Annotated in this window: 18 protein-coding genes and 1 pseudogene; 2 read left to right on the top strand and 17 right to left on the bottom strand. The window is 57.2% G+C overall.

The features are described 5' to 3' along the window. Positions 1-15 precede the first annotated feature (15 nt). The 12 genes and pseudogenes from AC1Z24_RS14180 to AC1Z24_RS14125 all read right to left on the bottom strand — a co-directional run bounded on the left by AC1Z24_RS14180 (position 16) and on the right by AC1Z24_RS14125 (position 11,603). Positions 16-1,344, bottom strand: a complete 1,329-nt coding sequence (locus AC1Z24_RS14180) for a sigma-54-dependent transcriptional regulator (RefSeq protein WP_483746178.1) — start codon at positions 1,342-1,344, stop codon at positions 16-18. Continuing rightward, a complete protein-coding gene (locus AC1Z24_RS14175; RefSeq protein ID WP_483746177.1) occupies positions 1,341-2,681 on the bottom strand; it encodes a sensor histidine kinase in 1,341 nt (446 codons plus the stop codon). The genes AC1Z24_RS14180 and AC1Z24_RS14175 overlap by 4 nt, the downstream gene beginning before the upstream one ends. A 186-nt stretch (positions 2,682-2,867) precedes the next feature. Next, positions 2,868-3,593, bottom strand: coding sequence for a FadR/GntR family transcriptional regulator (locus AC1Z24_RS14170; RefSeq protein WP_483746176.1), 726 nt, complete (start codon positions 3,591-3,593; stop codon positions 2,868-2,870). Positions 3,594-3,709: 116 nt separating this feature from the next. Next, the gene (locus AC1Z24_RS14165) at positions 3,710-4,045 is read right to left on the bottom strand and encodes an L-rhamnose mutarotase (protein WP_483746175.1); all 336 of its coding nucleotides are present in this window, start codon (positions 4,043-4,045) and stop codon (positions 3,710-3,712) included. Continuing rightward, positions 4,045-4,206, bottom strand: a complete 162-nt coding sequence (locus AC1Z24_RS14160) for a hypothetical protein (RefSeq protein ID WP_483746174.1) — start codon at positions 4,204-4,206, stop codon at positions 4,045-4,047. The genes AC1Z24_RS14165 and AC1Z24_RS14160 overlap by 1 nt, the downstream gene beginning before the upstream one ends. Then, positions 4,203-4,910, bottom strand: a pseudogene (locus tag AC1Z24_RS14155) (altronate dehydratase); the annotation flags it as partial. The pseudogene AC1Z24_RS14155 and the gene AC1Z24_RS14160, both read right to left, overlap by 4 nt. A 159-nt stretch (positions 4,911-5,069) precedes the next feature. Continuing rightward, positions 5,070-6,080 (bottom strand): zinc-binding alcohol dehydrogenase family protein, encoded by a 1,011-nt coding sequence (locus AC1Z24_RS14150; protein ID WP_483746173.1) that lies wholly within the window; start codon positions 6,078-6,080, stop codon positions 5,070-5,072. A 53-nt stretch (positions 6,081-6,133) separates the two neighbouring features. Next, on the bottom strand, positions 6,134-7,006 hold the full coding sequence (locus AC1Z24_RS14145) for an amidohydrolase family protein (protein WP_483746172.1): 873 nt from the start codon (positions 7,004-7,006) through the stop codon (positions 6,134-6,136). Next, positions 7,003-8,019: an aldo/keto reductase gene (locus AC1Z24_RS14140; RefSeq protein WP_483746171.1), complete on the bottom strand. Its 1,017-nt coding sequence runs from the start codon at positions 8,017-8,019 to the stop codon at positions 7,003-7,005. Before AC1Z24_RS14140 ends, AC1Z24_RS14145 begins: the two co-directional genes overlap by 4 nt. A 21-nt stretch (positions 8,020-8,040) precedes the next feature. Next, positions 8,041-8,985 (bottom strand): substrate-binding domain-containing protein, encoded by a 945-nt coding sequence (locus AC1Z24_RS14135; RefSeq protein WP_483746170.1) that lies wholly within the window; start codon positions 8,983-8,985, stop codon positions 8,041-8,043. A 36-nt stretch (positions 8,986-9,021) separates the two neighbouring features. Next, positions 9,022-10,062: an ABC transporter permease gene (locus AC1Z24_RS14130; protein ID WP_483746169.1), complete on the bottom strand. Its 1,041-nt coding sequence runs from the start codon at positions 10,060-10,062 to the stop codon at positions 9,022-9,024. After that, positions 10,059-11,603 (bottom strand): sugar ABC transporter ATP-binding protein, encoded by a 1,545-nt coding sequence (locus AC1Z24_RS14125; RefSeq protein ID WP_483746168.1) that lies wholly within the window; start codon positions 11,601-11,603, stop codon positions 10,059-10,061. Before AC1Z24_RS14125 ends, AC1Z24_RS14130 begins: the two co-directional genes overlap by 4 nt. Positions 11,604-11,917: 314 nt before the next feature. Between AC1Z24_RS14125 and AC1Z24_RS14120 the strand changes: the two genes are divergently transcribed. Further along, positions 11,918-12,424 carry a GAF domain-containing protein gene (locus tag AC1Z24_RS14120; RefSeq protein ID WP_483746167.1) on the top strand — a complete coding sequence of 169 codons (507 nt, stop codon included), beginning with the start codon at positions 11,918-11,920 and terminating at the stop codon, positions 12,422-12,424. Positions 12,425-12,520: 96 nt separating this feature from the next. On the opposite strand, the gene AC1Z24_RS14115 is transcribed toward AC1Z24_RS14120, so the two are convergent. After that, positions 12,521-13,006, bottom strand: coding sequence for a P-loop nucleotide/nucleoside kinase family protein (locus AC1Z24_RS14115; protein ID WP_483746166.1), 486 nt, complete (start codon positions 13,004-13,006; stop codon positions 12,521-12,523). A gap of 29 nt (positions 13,007-13,035) precedes the next feature. Here AC1Z24_RS14115 and AC1Z24_RS14110 point away from each other — a divergent pair, with 29 nt between their 5' ends. Beyond that, positions 13,036-13,314, top strand: coding sequence for an SDR family oxidoreductase (locus tag AC1Z24_RS14110; RefSeq protein ID WP_483746165.1), 279 nt, complete (start codon positions 13,036-13,038; stop codon positions 13,312-13,314). Between the two features lie 98 nt (positions 13,315-13,412). Here AC1Z24_RS14110 and AC1Z24_RS14105 read toward each other — a convergent pair whose 3' ends face one another. The 4 genes from AC1Z24_RS14105 to AC1Z24_RS14090 form a co-directional block, all read right to left on the bottom strand. After that, positions 13,413-14,507, bottom strand: a complete 1,095-nt coding sequence (locus tag AC1Z24_RS14105; protein ID WP_483746164.1) for an alkene reductase — start codon at positions 14,505-14,507, stop codon at positions 13,413-13,415. 43 nt (positions 14,508-14,550) lie between these two features. Continuing rightward, on the bottom strand, positions 14,551-15,960 hold the full coding sequence (locus tag AC1Z24_RS14100; protein WP_483746163.1) for an NAD-dependent succinate-semialdehyde dehydrogenase: 1,410 nt from the start codon (positions 15,958-15,960) through the stop codon (positions 14,551-14,553). A 95-nt stretch (positions 15,961-16,055) separates the two neighbouring features. Continuing rightward, positions 16,056-16,865, bottom strand: coding sequence for a helix-turn-helix transcriptional regulator (locus AC1Z24_RS14095; protein WP_483746162.1), 810 nt, complete (start codon positions 16,863-16,865; stop codon positions 16,056-16,058). Positions 16,866-16,987: 122 nt separating this feature from the next. After that, positions 16,988-18,112: an alkene reductase gene (locus tag AC1Z24_RS14090; RefSeq protein WP_483746161.1), complete on the bottom strand. Its 1,125-nt coding sequence runs from the start codon at positions 18,110-18,112 to the stop codon at positions 16,988-16,990. Positions 18,113-18,251 lie beyond the last annotated feature (139 nt).

Genomic DNA, 18,251 nt, shown 5'->3' with positions numbered 1-18,251 from the left:
CCTCACCGGACAGGCTCACGCTTGAAGGTCCAATTGTTCGAGCTTTCGGTAAAGCTGCTGGCGAGATATACCCAGCAGACGCGCAGCCTCGGCACGATTCTGCCCCGCGCGGACCAGCGCACGCAGAATCATTTCCCGCTCAACGGCAGCCACGGCCGTCTCCAGCGGCCCTTCCCAGTCCAACTCCAACCTGCTTGAGCTCAACGCTGGTGGAGTGAGCCCCAATGCCTGAATATCAATGGTCGCGCCTTTGCCGAGCAGTGCCGCCCGTTGCATCGCATTACGCAACTCGCGCACGTTGCCGGGCCAACCATGATTCAGCAGGCTCTGGATGGCTTGCGCACTTAAACGTCTTGGTCCAGGCCCACCGCTGGCCGACCGCAGGAAATGCTCGGCCAACGGTACGATATCTTCCGGCCGTTCACGAAGCGGCGGCAAATGAACAGTGATGACCTGCAGGCGGTACCAGAGGTCTTCACGAAACTGCCCCTGCTCGATCCGGGCCGTCAGGTCGCGATGGGTGGCGGCGACCAGACGCACGTCCACCGCGATGCTTTGTGAACTGCCCAGCGGCGATACCTGACGCTCTTGCAGCACCCGCAAGATCTTGGCTTGCGTGACCAGGCTCATATCGCCTATTTCATCCAGAAACAGCGTGCCGCCCTGCGCCTCTCGAAAGCGCCCGAGGCGGTCAGCGTGAGCGCCGGTAAAAGCGCCTTTGACGTGGCCGAACAGTTCGCTTTCAAGCAGGTCTGCAGGAATGGCCGCGCAATTGACCGCAATGAATGGCTTCTGGGCTCGAGGGCCGTTGCGATGCAACGCGCAGGCAACCATCTCTTTGCCCGTACCGGTTTCGCCGAGAATCATCACGGTCGCATCACTGGCTGCCGCCTGGCCGATGAGCTTGAACACTTGGCGCATGGCGTCACTGTCACCGATCAATTCGTCAGTCGGAGCCTGCGGTGACGCTTCGGCAAAAGCTGGCTCAACAGGCGGCAGTGCCCGCAGCAGCAACTCGCGCAATTGCTCGCGCCCGATAGGTTTGGTCAGGTGATCAAAAGCTCCCAGGCGCATGGCCTCAATGGTGTTCTGGCTGCTGGCATAGCCTGTAAGGATGACGCAAGGCATCTCGGGGCGCCGGACACGAGCCTCGCTCAGGAAGGTCAGCCCGTCGTCATGGTGCATGCGCAAATCGACGATGGCCAAGGCCGGAGAATTCGTCCGCAAACAGTCCAGAGCCTGCCGGGTGGAACCCGCCGGGATCACGGCATGGCCCAGGTCTTCCAGGGCTTCCCCCAGACTGTCGCGGAATGCGACATCATCGTCCACCAACAAAATGCTCATTGACCGAGCTCCATTTCAAATCGCGCGCCGCGATGGGAAGGTACCAGTGTGGCGGCCCCCTTGTGTGCCTTGGCCACCTCCTGCACCAGCGCCAACCCCAGGCCACAGCCACCGGGGCGGTGGCTGGTGAACGGCGAAAAGAGGCTGTCCTGCAGAGAAGGCGCGACGCCGTCCCCGTCATCCTCCACCCACAGCACCAGCGAATGGGAGGCGGACCGACGGGCCCCCATCCTGATCGTGCCCCCGGCGGGCACATGGGCCAGGGCGTTGAGCAGCAGATTATCCAAAGCCCGACGTACCCACAGCGGGTCGAAGCTTACCGGCCCGGCATCGCCTTCACCTGTTGGCGGCTCAAGCTGAAGTTCGAGAGTCAAGCCCTGCTGCTCGACGCGCTCGCGATAAAAACTGCACACGTCCTGTAACCAGCTCGGGAGATCAATCAACCGCAGTTGCAATGAGCTCAGCTGTGTCAGCGCCAACAAGCTGCTGGTCAGGCTCTCCAGCCGCTGCGTTTGCTCCAGCACCACCTGCAGCGCGCTATGTGTGCGTTGTTCACGCAACGAAGGTGGCGCCGCCAGCGCATTTTCCACCTTGATGCGTATGGTGCCCAAAGGGTTGCGGATTTCATGGGCCAAACCTGCCGACAACTGGCCGATCATCGCCAGGCGCTCAGCCGCTTCCATATGTTCGAACGCATGCTTGCGCTCCTGCAAGACATGACGAAGCGCCAAGAGCAGCACAGCGCCGCCGGTCACCACGAACCCGAGCAACAGACTCAGGGTCAGGCCAACGGGGCTGCTGGCCTGCGCGCTGGAAGTCGAAACACGCATCAACGTCCACGCCACTCGCCCAGCGGTGTCACCGTCGACGACGCAGGCACTGAATACCACCGCCTCCCGTTGACCAGGGCGAACATCCAGTACCAGGCTTTTACTGTCCAGCGCCCGCTGTGCAGTCGCCACGATGCGGGTAAGCTCGGCGCTGGGAGGATCGAGCTTGATGCCCGTGCCATCATAGGTCGGGAAGGCGTAGGCGATGACACCCCGATCGGCCTGCCAGAAACCTCCCTCCAGCCCGCTCAAGTCTCGCAGCGCCATGTCGATCGCCGCCTGTGCTGCCGTATGGTCTGGACTGTCCTGGAGTTGCTCGAAACGCTTAAGGCTGGCGGCCAGTGAGGCACACGCGAATTCGGACTGGGATTTTGCATTGAGGACTTGGGCATCGGCACTCTGACGACTCAATTGGACCAGACTCCACACCAGCACGGCGGCTAACAACAACAGCGCCAACGCGGTTGTCCAGAGCACCAGACGCGATTTGTCGAAGCGTTTGAGCATGACAGACCTCTCTTAAGGCAACCGCTGATATGTGCCTGATAAAGGACCGCCTGTTAGCCGGTTTGATTCCCTGGAGGCTCACCAAAACGTGGTCGGGGATCGATGGGCAACATAATCCAAGCATGGAAAAGCGCTAACTTGATTGAATCTCGGGCCGGTTGCGAATGAGGGGACAACGAAGAGACATCAAGTGAACTCTTCATCGTTAAAAGATTTAAGTTGCATGCCTTCAATCCAGCGGGTCTCTGAGTTCTTCAGATGATGCCGCATGGCTGTTTGCGCCCCCATCAAATCTTTCGCCTGAAGTGCATCGAGGATGGTTTGATGTTCCAGGGTGGCCGCAGACCAGGTATTAACGCTTTCCGCCTGCTCTGTAATGTGCGTCGACATGGGACTGTGTCGCTCGTCAAACAACGCGGTAATAATTTTCAGCAATGTACTGTTTCCGCACATTTTGGCCAGGCGATGGTGGAATTTCCGATCACCCTCCACGGCCGGAGTACCGTTGGCGACCGCAGTGCGCATGCTATCAATAGTGGCCTGTAAATAGCGGTAGTCTGCCTTGGTCGCGTTCATGCAGGCCATCACTATCGTTTCGCCTTCAATAATCATGCGAGCCTGCATCAATGCAGATGGGCTTTCGCCGAATGTGGATGTTTTACGCGTTGAATCAAGGAGTTTCTGGCAAACATATATGCCGGACCCCATTTTGATCTCGATGCTGCCGTCGATTTCCAAGGCAATCAGCGCTTCCCTCAGTGAAGGCCTGGAGACACCGAGGATCCGAACCAGCTCTCGCTCCGCCGGGAGCCGCGACCCCGCCTTGAATTCACCCTGCCGGATCCGCTCCCGAAGACGGTCAGCGATGATTTGGTAAACTTTACGCTCGGTCGGCATCTTCTCTTGGGGCATGTTCTGCAATCCATGGTTATCCGGCGCATATTATCACAGCCGCTTGAATTCCCGGTCAGCATGGAGCGCCCCGCCCCTCCAGAGTAGTGTCCTGAGCGCGCAGATGGCCGGGAACTTCAATCTGCGCAAGTTAACCTGAAAATTTCCTGCGCCGGTTGCCATTTACTATGTTGATGATTCGATATGGCAGACTGGAATCGCCACATCAACTTCTCCCACTCTTGCACTTTGACGTTAGTTTGCTCCAGCGCCGCGAGATGCTGAAGGGAAAATCCCTCCTCGGCTTCCAGGATCATTACCAGGCGATTTTCGTATCGCCATATGGTCATATCCACTATTCCTGAAGAACGGAGATGATCGAGAACTTCGGGCCAAACCGCCCGGTGGCAGGCTTCATACTCCGCAATCAGAACCGGATCATTCTTTAAATCCAAAACCTGGCAATATTTCATTAGCATGTGACCTTTTGCAGGCTTTTCGAGAAGGCTGACAACTCATCCGCTGTCGGCAATCCGTCGCTATATCCCGAGAAGCCGACGACCCGGGCGCCAATCAAGTTACCGCTGTCCACTGCTGCGGCAATCGGCAGATCTTCAAGTAATGCGCTGATCACATCACCGCCCCCATTTGCCAGGGCAGGAACTCATTGTCCTCAAAGTCGTTGATCTCGCTGCTGGTCTCAAGACCTGACGCTGTCGCTACCATCAACTTGAACAGCTTGTGCCCTGCGCTTTCTACCGAATCACTGCCTTCAATGATCTGACCGGCATTGAAATCCATATCGAGGGACATTCGCTTGAATCGCGGCGTGTTGGTCGCAATCTTTATGGAGGGCGTAGGCTTGCAATCGTATGTCGAACCACGGCCGGTGGTGAAGCAGATAAGGTTTGCCCCGCCCGCTACCTGACCTGTCGCGTAAACCGGATCGTAGCCGGGGGTATCCATAAACACCAGGCCTTGGGTGGTAACCCGTTCGGCATATTGATAAACGTTCATCAACCCGGTCGTTCCTGCTTTCGCAACGGCGCCAAGGGACTTTTCAAGGATGGTGGCGATGCCCGCGGCTTTGTTGCCGGGCGAAGGATTGTTATTCATGTCCCCGCCATTGTGCGACACGTATTTTTCCCAGCAATGCACGCGGTTCATCAAAAGCCTGGCGATGTCTGCAGTTGCGGCACGCGCAATCAGCAAGTGCTCCGCGCCATATATTTCGGGTGTCTCAGAAAGGATCGTAGTGCCTCCCTGGCGCCTCAGCAAATCGACCGCCACACCCAATGCAGGGTTCGCACTGATGCCCGAATAACCATCCGCCCTGCCTCACTGTAAGCCAACCTACAAGTGACGCAATGATTAATGCGATGATTACATCGCGCAGCACATCGCCATTGCGCGAGACCAGCTCGCAGGAAAAAACACTCGGAGGCGCATCGGGTTTCTGCGCCCAGCGATCATGCAGCAGCGGCCATTGCGTGTCCTCTAGCATTCGATCAATGCTTTGACCACACCCTGGGCAGGATCCAGCAACGTGGAGAACTGACTCACCACATTGGCCAACGTCATTCGGTGAGTATTGAGGGCGGCATCTGGAATCAAGCCGTCGCGAAGACACTGCTGCACATATCGGAAATCTTCTGCCGTGGCGTTACGACTGCCTAACAAGGTCGCCTCACGCTTGTGGAACTCAGGATCAGCAAACGTAATGGTGTCTTTCACCACCGAGATCATCACGTATTTGCCTGCGTGAGCGATAAACTCAAACCCCCGCTCCATCGCTTTGGCGTTCCCCGTAGCGTCGAATACCACATCGAAAAACTCGCCGTCTGTCAGTGCCGCAAGCTGTTCTTTATCCCCGGCCCCGACTGTCACGGTGGCTGCCACTTGCAGTTGATCGCGGCAGAATTCGAGCCGGTCGGCACGGCTATCCAGCACGCTGATCGTCGCACCTTTGAGCTTTGCAAAAATGGCGGCTGCCATGCCAATGGGTCCGGCACCGACCACTAATGCGCGTTGACCCGGCTGAATATCAGCGCGCCTTACGGCATGAGCACCAATGGATAGAAATTCGATCATGGCAGCTTGATCAAGGGTGATCCCGTCAGCCTTGTGTACGAACTGATCGGGAAGGCTGAGGTACTCAGTGAATGCGCCATCGCGATGCACGCCAAGCACCTGGATACGGGTGCAGCAGTTAGTCTTGCCCTGCCGACAGGCAACACAGTCGCCGCAAGACATATAGGGCATGACGTAGACCACATCCCCAGGCGCCAGGCCACTCTCAGCACCGCTTTGTTCAACAACTCCGGAGAACTCGTGCCCCATCACCCGGGGATACTCCAGATAAGGTTGATTGCCGGTAAAAATATGCAGGTCTGTACCACAAACCCCGACACGCTTGATCCGGATCAACGTCTCACCGTCCCTGCGTTCCGGGATACTGCTTTGCAAAGCAGCCAGCGAACCCGGTTTTTCACAAATAACTGTCAACATATGATTCTCCAGAACGGCAGGTTTTGGCTGTGATCGTCGGGGTGCGGGCAAGGTCAGGTTCGGGAAACGCTGCGCAGATGGTGGTCGATCCGATAAAAACGACAGGCGTTCAAGCCCATGATCAATGGCTCGCTATCACGTACGGATGGGGCTTCGTGTTCTCGCAGGTATTGAGTCGTGATACGCAACCACTGCAGGTAGCTGGACGCGAGATTGACCACCGGCCAGTCGCTGCCCCATATGACGCGCTGTACGCCGAACATTTTCAGAACGCTGTCCATGTAAAACTGCAGCGCCTCTCGACCGTCACCCGGAGCGGCTTGCGTTAACAGACCCGACAGCTTGCAGTACAGGTTGGGAAGTGCCGCCAGACGCCCAAGATCATCGACCCAGGGGCCAACCATGCGGCCGGCGATATCCGGTTTACCGGCGTGATCGATGACGATATTCAGACCCGCGTTGCGCTCGGCAAATGTGAAGAGTCCAGCCAGATGGTCAGGCAAAACCAACGCGTCGAGACTGAGATCGTGAGCAACGAGCGCGTCTATGGCCGGTTGAATCTGATCACTTTCTATCCAGTTGTGCGCTGGCAAGTCCTGTAGCATCGCCCGTACACCCCGGAGTTTAGGGTTGCGAGCCAGGGCAGTGATCTGCTGTACCGCATCGGCGGCCGTCAGATCCACCCACCCCACCACTCCCAGGATACTGGCGTGCCTGTCCGCCAATTCAAGCAGGTGGCGGGTATCTCCCCTGTGGGGGTTTGACTGAACAGCGATGGTTCCGGCGATGCCGGATTCTCGAAGCGTCTCGTCTAAATCGGCCGGGGTGAAATCCCGATAGAGGATGCTGAGCTCGACCGGAGGCCAATCTCCATGCCCACTATGGAGATGCCAATAGTGCTGATGGGCATCGATACGCAAACTCATGCGCCACCTTTGGGCAGCGGAGCGTCCGCATCGATGAGCCCTTTGCCAACGAGTGCTGCCCAAAATGCGTCGGGAATGTCCTGCTCGAACCATTGAATACTGCGGTCAAGCTGTTGCGCCGTGCGTGTTCCGACCACACAGGACACCACCGCAGGATGGGCCATGGGAAATTGAAGTGCCGCCGCTGGAAGCGGCACGTCGTACTCTTGGCAGATTGTCTTTAACGCCTCGACTTTGGCAATCACCGCTGCTGGTGCGTCTCCATAATCAAAATGCGTTCCGCCTGCCAGGATTCCGGAGTTGAAGACCCCTGCGACCACTATCGCATTGCCATGAGCCAGGCATTCGTTCATCAATGGCCTCAAGCTCTGCTGCTCAAGGAGCGTGTAACGACCAGCCAGCATCGTGCAGTCGAGTCGGCATTCGTTCATGCTGTCTTTTACGACTTCCCACTCGTTGACACCCAGGCCAACAGCGGCGACTGTGCCATCCCTTCGCAGGCTTTCCAGGGCACGGAACCCGCCACCCTTGGTGAGCTGCTGCCAATGAAAATCGTGTCGTTCACCATGGGTAAGACGACCGATATCGTGCACGTAAAGTATGTCGATTCTGGAAAGTCCCAACCGCTGGAGGCTGTCTTCATGGGAACGCATGATGGCGTCGTATCCATAGTCGTACACCGGCCTGAAAGGCAGCGGATCAGCCCAGCCGTCATCGCCGCGGCTGACCGAGTCGTCAGGCACGAGAAGCCGACCGGCTTTTGTACTCAAGACGAAATCCGCGCGCGCATGATCGCTCAGGCTTGTACCTACCCGGCGCTCAGAACGGCTGTAACCATAAAAGGGGGCTGTATCGAAATAGCGAATCCCACGATCCCATGCCGCCTGCAATGTCTGCATTGACTCAAGATAAGACACCGCTTGATACAGTCCGCCAACTTGCGCACACCCTAGTCCGAATACGCCCATTTCAAGCGAACCATTGGGCAGCGATCGCTTTTCATAAATATTCATCTTTGCGCTTACCTGGCCAGGTCAATACAAGACGTTTTTGGCCTCGACACTGTTTATGTTCGATTTGTCGATCAGCAGTACACCCGTGTCGATGTTCTTGGGCACCGGAGTGCGCGCAATGACCTTGGCCACCGCACTGACTGAGTCGAGTCCCATCCTGTAAGAACTTTGGACGATAATGGAATCAAGGGTACCGTCCTTCACAAAGTTCTGAAGATCCTCATTACCATCAAATCCTATGGCAACCAGTTTCCCTGCCTTTCCAGCTTGAACGATACTGCGAGCCATACCGACGGCCGTCGGCTCATTAGCTCCATATATGCCCTTGAGGTCCGGGTTGGCCGATAACACATCCGTGGTTTGATTCAGGGCATTCGCCATCTGCGATTGCGAGTAGAAAGGGCCGACAATCGTCAGGTTGGAATGCTCTTTAATATAACGAGTGAACCCGCCGACCCGTCCTATTTCCGAGCCGGCTCCGGGTACGTATGACATGATTGCAATCTTGCCTGTCTTGCCCACTTTCTCGATCATGCGTTGTGCACACAACTCGCCAGCTTTGGTATTGTCGGTGGACAGGAAAGATTGATAGTAAGCGGCGCCGTCAGTCGACACGGCAGAATCGATAAGGACGACGGGTATATGCGCTTCCCAGGCTTGTTTTATGGCAGGCACCAATGCATCGGGATCTGCGGCCGCCAGGACGATTCCGGAAACGCCCCGATTTACCGCATTTACCACCATATTTACTTCATCGGCTACCGCCGACTCGGAGGCGGGTCCCTGGAACGTTACTGTGGCGTCAGGCAACGCCTTCGCCGCCGCCTGAGCACCTTTTTGTACGTTCTGCCAATAATTGGAGTTGGCACTTTTCACAATAACCGCAATTTCACCATTGCCCGCCATCGTGACGGTCGACGTGAACGAAAGCGCGACGGCGAGCGAGATCATATTCAGCATGTTCATAGCGAATAATCCTTTTTTATTTTTATATCGATGGAGTTAGCGTTTGCGGTTTCTCAGTTGATCAATGCATACGGTGAGCAGAATTACGATGCCTATAATGATTTGCTGAGTAAAACTTGATACGCCCAGCATGTTCAGGCCATTGCGCAGGATACCGATAGTGAAGGCGCCAATGAGGGTGCCGGAAACGCTGCCAATTCCCCCTGACAATGAAGTCCCGCCAATAACCGCACTGGCAATAGCATCAAGTTCGTACATGACGCCTTCGTTTGGCTGCGCAGTCACCAACCGGGACATCAGCACACAACCCGTCAGGCCAGCGAGTACGCCCGACAATACGTAGGTGAACAAGGTGACTCGATTGACATTGACGCCGGACAACCTGGCGGCTTCAGCGTTGGAACCGACCGCATAGATATGTCTCCCCAACCGCGTACGGCTTAATACCAGCCAAAGGCCGACAGCAAGAGCGAACATAATGACGACTGGGTAAGGGATGCCCGGGAAAATGATAGTGGGAAAGCCATCGTCTCCGAGATGCTCAATCCTGAAGAGCGTGCCATTACCTAACGTCGCGAAACTCTGCCCCAGGCCAGACACGGGCTGGGCATCGGTAAGACGCAATGCAAAGCCCCGTGCCACCAGCATCATGCCTAACGTGGCGATGAAGGGCGGCAGCTTCAAGCGAGTAATGAAGACACCATTGATGGCACCGCACAAGCCACCGACGGTGAGCCCCACCAGAATTCCCAAGGGAACTGACGCGCCCGCTTTGATAGCCAATGCATCGGCCACCCCCGCCAGCGCCAATACCGAGCCGACCGAGAGATCGATACCGCCGGTTATAATCACCGCTGTCGCACCCAATCCTAGAAATGCAATCGAGGTAACTTGAAGAGCGACACTCATGCCGTTACCCATCGACAAGAACGCCTGGCTGGTACTGGCGAAGACAATGATCAGCGCAAACAGGCTCGCCAGTGCGCCAAATTTTTGCAAGAGTTCTTTGCGACGCTCATTGTTCAGGGGGCTGACGGTGCCACTCTCTGAAGTCTTGCTGACGCTGAGATCGTTCATTTTGAGTGCCCTGACGCGAAGTGCATGATTTCTTCTTGTGATGTGTTGCGGGCCTCTAGCTCGCCGGTCAGGCGCCCCTCGTGAAATACCAGAATCCGGTCACTCATGCCGAGCAGTTCAGGCAACTCCGAACTGATCAGAACAACCCCTATTCCCTGCGCTGCCAGCGTGTCCATTAATTCGTAGATGGCATATTTGGCGCCCACATCGATGCCTCGGGTGGGCTCATCAAAAAACAAAATGTTCGAGTCACGAAACAGCCACTTTGCGATCACCACTTTTTGCTGATTGCCGCCCGATAAAAGACGAGTCACCTGATGCGTCGAAGGTGTTCGAATGCCGAGGCTCTTGATGTATTTATGTGCCGCGGCTTCTTCATCCTTGAATCTGATAAAGCCAAAGGCGTTACACACGGCGTCCATATTGGCCAGGGTTATATTGCTGGTCAGCGACATCTTGAGTGCCAGACCATCACTCTTGCGATCTTCAGAAAGATAGGCAACGCCATGGCGGATGGCATCCTGGGGCGTTTTGATCGCAACAGCGTTACCCCGCAGATGCAAGGTGCCGGAATCGATCGGGTCGGCACCAAATATAGCGCGTGCTATTTCGGTCCTGCCGGCTCCCATCAGCCCGGCAAATCCCAGAATTTCGCCTTTGCGAAGTTCAAAATCTACCGACTCGAATGCCCCCTTGCGACTGAAGCCTTTGACATCCAGCAGCACTTCCTTTGTCGGCACGCTGGTACGCGGGGGGAACTTGTCTTTGAGCGAGCGACCGACCATCTCTGCAACGATATTATCGACGCAGGTCTCATCAAAACGGCGTGTAGATACATAGCAACCGTCGCGCATGACGGTGACGCGGTCAACGATATGCTGCATTTCGTCGAGGCGGTGGGAAATGTAGAGCATGCCGACGCCCTGCGCTTTCAGTTCTTTGATAACGCGAAACAGCTGGACGGTTTCGGTCTCGGTCAGGGACGAAGTAGGTTCATCGAGAATCAATACCTTGGCGTCAAGCGAAAGCGCTTTGGCTATCTCGACCATCTGTTGCTGAGCGACAGATAACGTATTGACCAGCGTCCCAGGATTAATATCGACCCCTAACCGGTTCAGGCATTTTTGAGTATCCGCCAACATCTTTGAACGATTGATAAGCCCGAATCTGACCGGTTCCCTGGCCAGATAAACGTTTTCAGCCACCGACAGATGCGGTACCAGATTCAGTTCCTGATGAATGATGGCGATACCCATCCGCTGCGCATCACATACGGATTTGAACGTCCGCTCTTCGCCCAGATAAGTGATACGGCCTTCGTCCGGTGCAAGCTGACCGCTGATCACTTTCATCAGCGTAGATTTTCCGGCACCGTTCTCGCCGCAGATGGCATGCACCTCTGCGCCATGCAAGTCGAGCGATACCCCATTGAGCGCCAGAACGCCTGGGAAGCGTTTAACGATGCCTTCCAGACGCAAACAAGGGAGAGGCAGGGTCGGTTCAACGACAGGCCCACTGGGCTGAGCATATGAGACGTTCAAAATGGCGCTCTCGTTTATTTTTATCGAGGGGCAAGCCCCGCTTGGAGAATCACTATGCACAAACTACCTTAGCCCCAAAAAAGCGGCAAGACCAATTTAATTAAATTGATTTTGGACAGACCAAATTCCATCCCAGGCAACTCGAGCTTCCATCCACGGGTCTGCACGTCGTCGGAGCAATGGATCAGGCAATACCGCTTGACGGATACCAGCCCTTCGTCCGACTCGTAAGCAATTTGAGAGCTGTGACCAGGATTCGGCTGTAAGCTTGGAAAAGCAGCCAATAGCCACTATGCGTATTTCGGAAAAAGATCATGCAGAACAACCAACACGGCGCCCGACCGTCACTTACTCCCCAGGAACGCGCCGCGATCGCTGAAATCGAAGCGACAACCAGTATTTTGAGCATCATCACGCGAATGACACGGATGCGTTTCGCAGCGATTGCGAAATACGACAACACTGACTGGGTCGTCTGCTCCGTGCACGATATCGGGGAATTGGGAATTAGAGCCGGGGATACACTACCTATCGAAATCACGCTGTGCAGTGACTTTATCACTGACCCACAAGCACTTCTGCTCCCGGATATACGTGAAAGTCCTAGACACCGGATTCGCCCGGTGGTGAGACAATATGGTTTAGAGAGCTATGCGGGTGTGCCGATCCTGCTGCCCGATGGAACGCTGTATGGAGCATTATGTGCACTCGACTCCAAGCCTGTTCCTTTCGAGAATCCGGATCTCGCAGATACGCTCCACTTGTTCGCGCGCCTGATAGGGTGCATTTTTTTTGGGAGCGGTCGCTCGGTCGAAAACTGAGTCGCATCAGCTGGGCGTACCGGCTCTAAAGCGGTCCAATACGCCTATCCAGTTTACAGCTCGATCACTCAAGGCACGGCGCGAGGTGGACCGCCTTCAGAGGCGGTGAACTTTAATCCGCAGCCCCTCCTGCTCCTGCGGAGCTCTGAAGTAGCTTGTGATCAGATCGAACTCAGCGTCGGTCGCTGCAAACTCATGCTCGCCGCGGCCGTTGCGAAGATGCAAACGACCTCGGCAGGTATCATCGTCCACCTCGATAAAGTGGACACAATGAGAGATCCCGGCTGCGTCTGCCAGGCCGCGTAACCATTGGCGGTCCTCAGGCGTATTGGCAGGGAAATCCAGGACCACACTCACGCCTGCGTTCAGCACATCGGTGACCAGCGGGCCCACGACTCCCCTGATCTGGCGCGCAAGTCTCACGTAATCGCCCACTGACTTGATTTGATCAGCATAAAGCCGGGAGAGCCAATGATCTTCACTCAGCAAAATCGCCAACGACTCGGCCGCCAGAGATCTTGCCAGCGTTGATTTTCCGGATGCGATTTTGCCAGACATGAGATGCAGCATTGATTTAGGCATGTGCGGCTTCCTTGTGTCGAACCTCGATAATGTTTTTTCGGGCCGGGGGCAACGGCCATGTCGTCCAGATCACCGCCTCTACGGCAGAGTTCGCCACTCGCGGCATCCGTGTGAACGCCGTCGCGCCCGGCGTCCGTCGTACGCCAAAGCACAAACCGGAAATTGTTGAGCAGTTGGCAGCCTTTCACCCCATGAACAAGCTCGGTGAAATCGAAGACATCGTGCGCGCCGTTCTCTATCTTGAAAATGCCGCCTTCTCGACCGGCGAAATCCTGCACGTCGACGGCGGCCTGAACGCTGGCCGCTGATTCCCTCAGGGTGAGCGCCATAGGCGCTCCCCTCCTCCTTGGAGACAGCCTGCTATCGCCGTTGATTGCACTTACCGTCTGGATGGTCAGCAGGTCAGTCAGTCCATGGTCGGCCAGTCTGAATAACCCGTTCCGTCGCCACCATACCAATACGCTTTCGGCGCTTCAGCCAGCGGTGCTCCGCTGGCCATGCGATAAATCAGGTCCGGGTTGGCGATGAAAGGTCGCCCGATGCTGAACAAGTCAGCCTCGCCCGCTGCGAGCGTCTGCTCGGCCAGGTCCAGTGTTAACTGGTTGTTGGCGATATAGGCGCCGCTGAAACGCTGGCGCAATGCAGCGAAACTGATGCCATCGACCTCATCACGGTTTTGCTGGGTGACGCCCTGGATCTCATGGATATACAGCAGCCCCAGCTGCGACAGCGCATCCACATAGGCACCGAAGGTTTGCATGGTATTGCTGTCGAGCGGCGTTTCACCGGGTGTGGTGGTCACCGGTGAAATTCGAATGCCAACCCGCTCGGCGCCCCAGACATCGACAACAGCCCTGACCACCTCAAGGGGGAATCGCAAGCGACTTTCCAGGGTGCCGCCATACTGGTCCGTCCTGATATTGGTGCTGTCACGAACGAACTGCTCCAGCAGGTAGTTATTGGCCGAATGCACCTCCACGCCATCGAACCCGGCGATTTTGGCGTTCTCGGCAGCACGTCGATAATCCTCGACTATCGCTGCAATCTCGTCGGTTTCCAGCGCGCGGGGGGTGACAAAATCTTTCATACCTTCGTGCACACGGATCTGACCTGCCGGCTTGATCGCTGACGGTGCGACAGGCAGTGCCCCGTCGTGCATGTCGGGGTGAGACATGCGCCCGGTATGCCAGAGCTGCAGAAAAATTTTGCCGTCTTCACGGTGCACGGCATCGGTTACCCGCTTCCACGCGGTGATCTGCGCCTCGGTCCAGATCCCTGGCGTACGGGTATAGCCGCGTGCCTGGGCGGAGATGTTGGTGGCTTCGGTGACGATCAGTCCTGCACTGGCACGTTGCGCGTAATACGCGGCGGCGTAGTCGGGTTGAACGCCGGCATCGTCGGCACGGCTACGCGTCATCGGCGCCATGACAATGCGGTTCTTCAATAGCAGCCCACCCAGGGTGACAGGTTGCAGAACAGGGCTTGCGAATCGATCGTTCATGATTTTTTTCTCTCGGCAATTCAGGAAGTGTTTTCGCGGCGTCTCAGTCAATGCTTTTGGCCCAGACAGCCTGCGCATTGGTGAATTCACGCAGCCCGAAATGCGACAGCTCACGGCCGTAGCCACTCTTCTTCACGCCGCCCACCGGAATACGGGCATTGGTGGCAGGGAAACCGTTGATAAATACTCCGCCGGTTTCCAGACGACGGGCGATGCGTTGCGCGCGTTCGATATCCTGCGTCCACAGGCTGCCGCCCAGACCATAGTCACTGGTGTTGGCCAGGACGATGGCATGTTCGGCACTGTCGGCGACGGTGATGGCTGCCACTGGCCCGAACGTTTCCTCGTCAAATGCGGCCATGCCTGGGGCGACATCAGCCAGTACAGTCGGCTCGTAGAAACTGCCCGGGCCGTCGATTTTGTTGCCGCCGAGCAGCAATTTCGCGCCTGCGGCAAGGGTCCGCTGCACCTGACCATGCAATTCATCGCGCAAATCACCGCGCGCCATGGGGCCAAGGTTGTTGGCGCTGTCCAGCGGGTTACCGACCTTCAGTTGTTTGACCGCCGCGACAAACTTGCGGGTGAACTCCTCGGCAATCGGTTGCTCAATGATGAAACGCTTGGCCGCCAGGCAGACCTGACCGGAGTTCTGAAACCGCGCTTCAACAGCAGCCTTGACCGCCAGGTCGATATTGGCGTCGGCCAGTACGATAAAGGCGTCGGCGCCGCCCAGTTCCAGCAGGCTCTTCTTCAGCGCTCTGCCTGCGGTAGCCGCCACCGCAGAACCTGCACGCATGCTGCCGGTCAGGGTCACTGCCGCGATGCGTGGATCTTCGATGGTGCGGGCGACGGTGTCGTTGTCGGCGACCAGATTGACGAACAGCCCTTTTGGAAAGCCGGCGGCCTCATAGGCGTCTTGCAACGCATAGGCCGAGCCCATGACATTCGGCGCGTGCTTGAGCATGAAGCCGTTGCCGGACAGCATGATCGGGCCGGATGCGCGAATCACCTGCCACAGCGGGAAGTTCCAGGGCATGACCGCCAGAATGGTGCCGACGGGCAGGAAGGACACGTGGACCTGATCCTCACCTTCCACATTGACCGGTTCGTCAGCGAGGATCGCCGGACCGTTCTCGGCAATCCATTCGAGGGTGGCGGCGCATTTTTCTACTTCAGCGCGTGCGGCAATCAGCGTCTTGCCCATTTCAGCGGTGATCAGCCCGGCAAAAAGCTGCGAACGCTCACGCAAGATGGTCGCCAGGCGACGATAGGCCGTCACCCGTTCACGCATCGGTGTGCCACGCCATAGACGAAACGCGGCGGCGTTCATATCCAGCAGGCATTCAACTTCACTCTGGGTCTGGTACGGGTAGGTGGCGATCAGCTCACCGGTGGCGGGGTTGCGTGAAGTCGCGACTGCAGGGGTGCTCGGGTTTGTGTTCAGGCTGGACATCGGTATTACCTCGTTGACGGTTGTTGCAGCGTTTTGCGCTGCGATGACCGTCACTTTAGGTAAGCCCGGGCAGGCCAGTAAGGCGTCTTGTTATCCTATGACTGTGGGTCATAGGCAGTGTGTCGAGGGATGTAGGTGACCAGGGACAGGTCCGGCCGCCCCTCGGGTGTCAGCGCTACATAGGTGAAATCGACGTAACCGCTGATGGGATGCAACATGCGCTTGCGCCCCTCTTCAAAGCCTTTGACTTCCGTGTCTTGCCACCACTCGCGAAACTCGGGACTCAGCGCTGACAGTTCTTCTACCAGACTGTCGAAGGGCGCCTTGTCCTGCGCCAGTGCACGAGAAGCACGAAACGCGCTGATCATGCCGCGCGCCATCTGCTCCCAATCCAGGATCACTGTTCGATAAGGCACGTAGAGAAACAGCAGGCGCAACGTATTGCGCTCGTGAGGCTTCAACGAACCGTAATCGACGAACAGATCCGCGATAGCGTCATTCCAGGCCAGGATGTCGAGGCGAGTGTTACGCACATAGGCAGGAATGGGGTTGATGGCCCGCACCAGCATTTCCAGCCCTGCGGTGACGGCGCCACCGGTCACGGCGCTCGGTGCCTCAAGCGCAGACAACGCATACAGATGCGTTGATTCCACACGGTCGAGTTTAAGAACTTTGGAGATGCGTTGCAGTGCATCGGGAGAGGGTTGGATGTCGCGCCCCTGTTCGAGCCAGGTGTACCAGCTGACGCTGACCCCGGCCAGCACCGCCACTTCCTCGCGACGCAAGCCTGGCGTGCGTCGGTTGCCCTCAGGCAGGCCGAAATCCTTTGGATCAAGACGGGCGCGGCGGCTGGAGAGAAATTTGCCGAACTCTCGCCGCTGCTCTACTGACGGTCTCGTTGCCATAAATGTCCCCTGTTCGAAGTTTCACTGACCGACTCCCATCGTCGCCGATGAGACCATGCGTCGATTATGCCCGCAAATGTCCGCCGGGCTCGCTGACGTTTGCCCGGCAGGAAGGTCAGCGATCAGGCTGCGTACGTTGGGTAATCGATGAAGCCCTCAGCAGTGCCGCCATAGAGTGTGGCGGGATTGATCGGATTGAGCGGCCAGCCATTGCTGATCCGCGCAGGCAGGTCCGGGTTGGCGATGAAAGGACGACCAAAGGCGATCAGATCAGCCAGCCCTGCCTCGACCAGACGCGCGCCCCGCTCTGCCGTATAACGGCCGGCGTAGATGATCCGGCCGCTGAAGGCAGCGCGCACATTACGGCGGAATTGCTCCGGCAGATCGGGCGCGTTGTCCCAGTCGGCCTCGGCGATGGACACGTAGGCGACGCCGGCCTCTTCCAGCACCTTGATCGCCTCGATGTAGGTCTGATCCGGGTCCTTCTCGACCATACCGATATACACCCGATCTTGATCGGTGGTGGTGAACAGTGGCGTGAAACGTACACCCAGGCGGTCAGGACCAATGGTCTTGGCAACCGCTTGGACGATCTCGCGCAGAAAGCGCAAACGGTTTTCCAGCGAGCCGCCGTATTGGTCATCGCGCTGATTTGAATGTTCGGAGATGAACTGATTGACCAGGTAGCCATTGGCCGCGTGAATCTCGACACCATCAAACCCGGCAGCGATGGCATTACTCGCCGCTGTTGCGTAAAGCCCGACCAGCTCCTTGATTTCAGCAATGCTTAGCGCCCGGGGCATCGATGGCAGCACCAGTTCGCCGGTGCCTGTGCCGGTCTCGATGAAAGCCTTGGCACTGGTCGCCTGGATTGCGGAAGGCGCAATCGGCGCGCTGCCGTCAGGCTGCAAGGCGTGATGGGAGACACGGCCAACGTGCCAGAGCTGGGCGAAAATCACCCCGCCATCGGCATGTACGGCATCGGTGACTTTGCGCCAGCCGTCAACCTGCGCGGGGGTGTAAATACCCGGCGTCCAGGCGTATCCCTGGCCCCGTGGTTCGATCTGTGTACCTTCACTGACCATGAATCCGGCCGAAGCGCGCTGACGATAATACTCGGCCATCAAGTCCGAAGCGGTATCACCGGGTTGCGCACTCCTTTGCCGGGTCAATGGCGGAAATACGATGCGATTTTTCAGCGTGCGACCGCCCAGTTGTACGGGTGTGAACAGGGATTCATGTTGCATGGGTTTAACTCCGGATAATTCAGTAGAAAGGCCACGGCCGTGGCAAGCGGCCGAGGCATTCGATTGTTTCGGCAAAGACGTCGTGTATCGGTTGCAAGGCATGCGGGGCCCCTGCTCCTGAAAACCAAGGGGCCGCGCC

Source organism: Pseudomonas sp. JL23 (genome assembly GCF_056933585.1).
The sequence above is the reverse complement of the archived record's forward strand: the minus strand, read 5'-3'. Positions and strand labels throughout refer to the sequence as shown.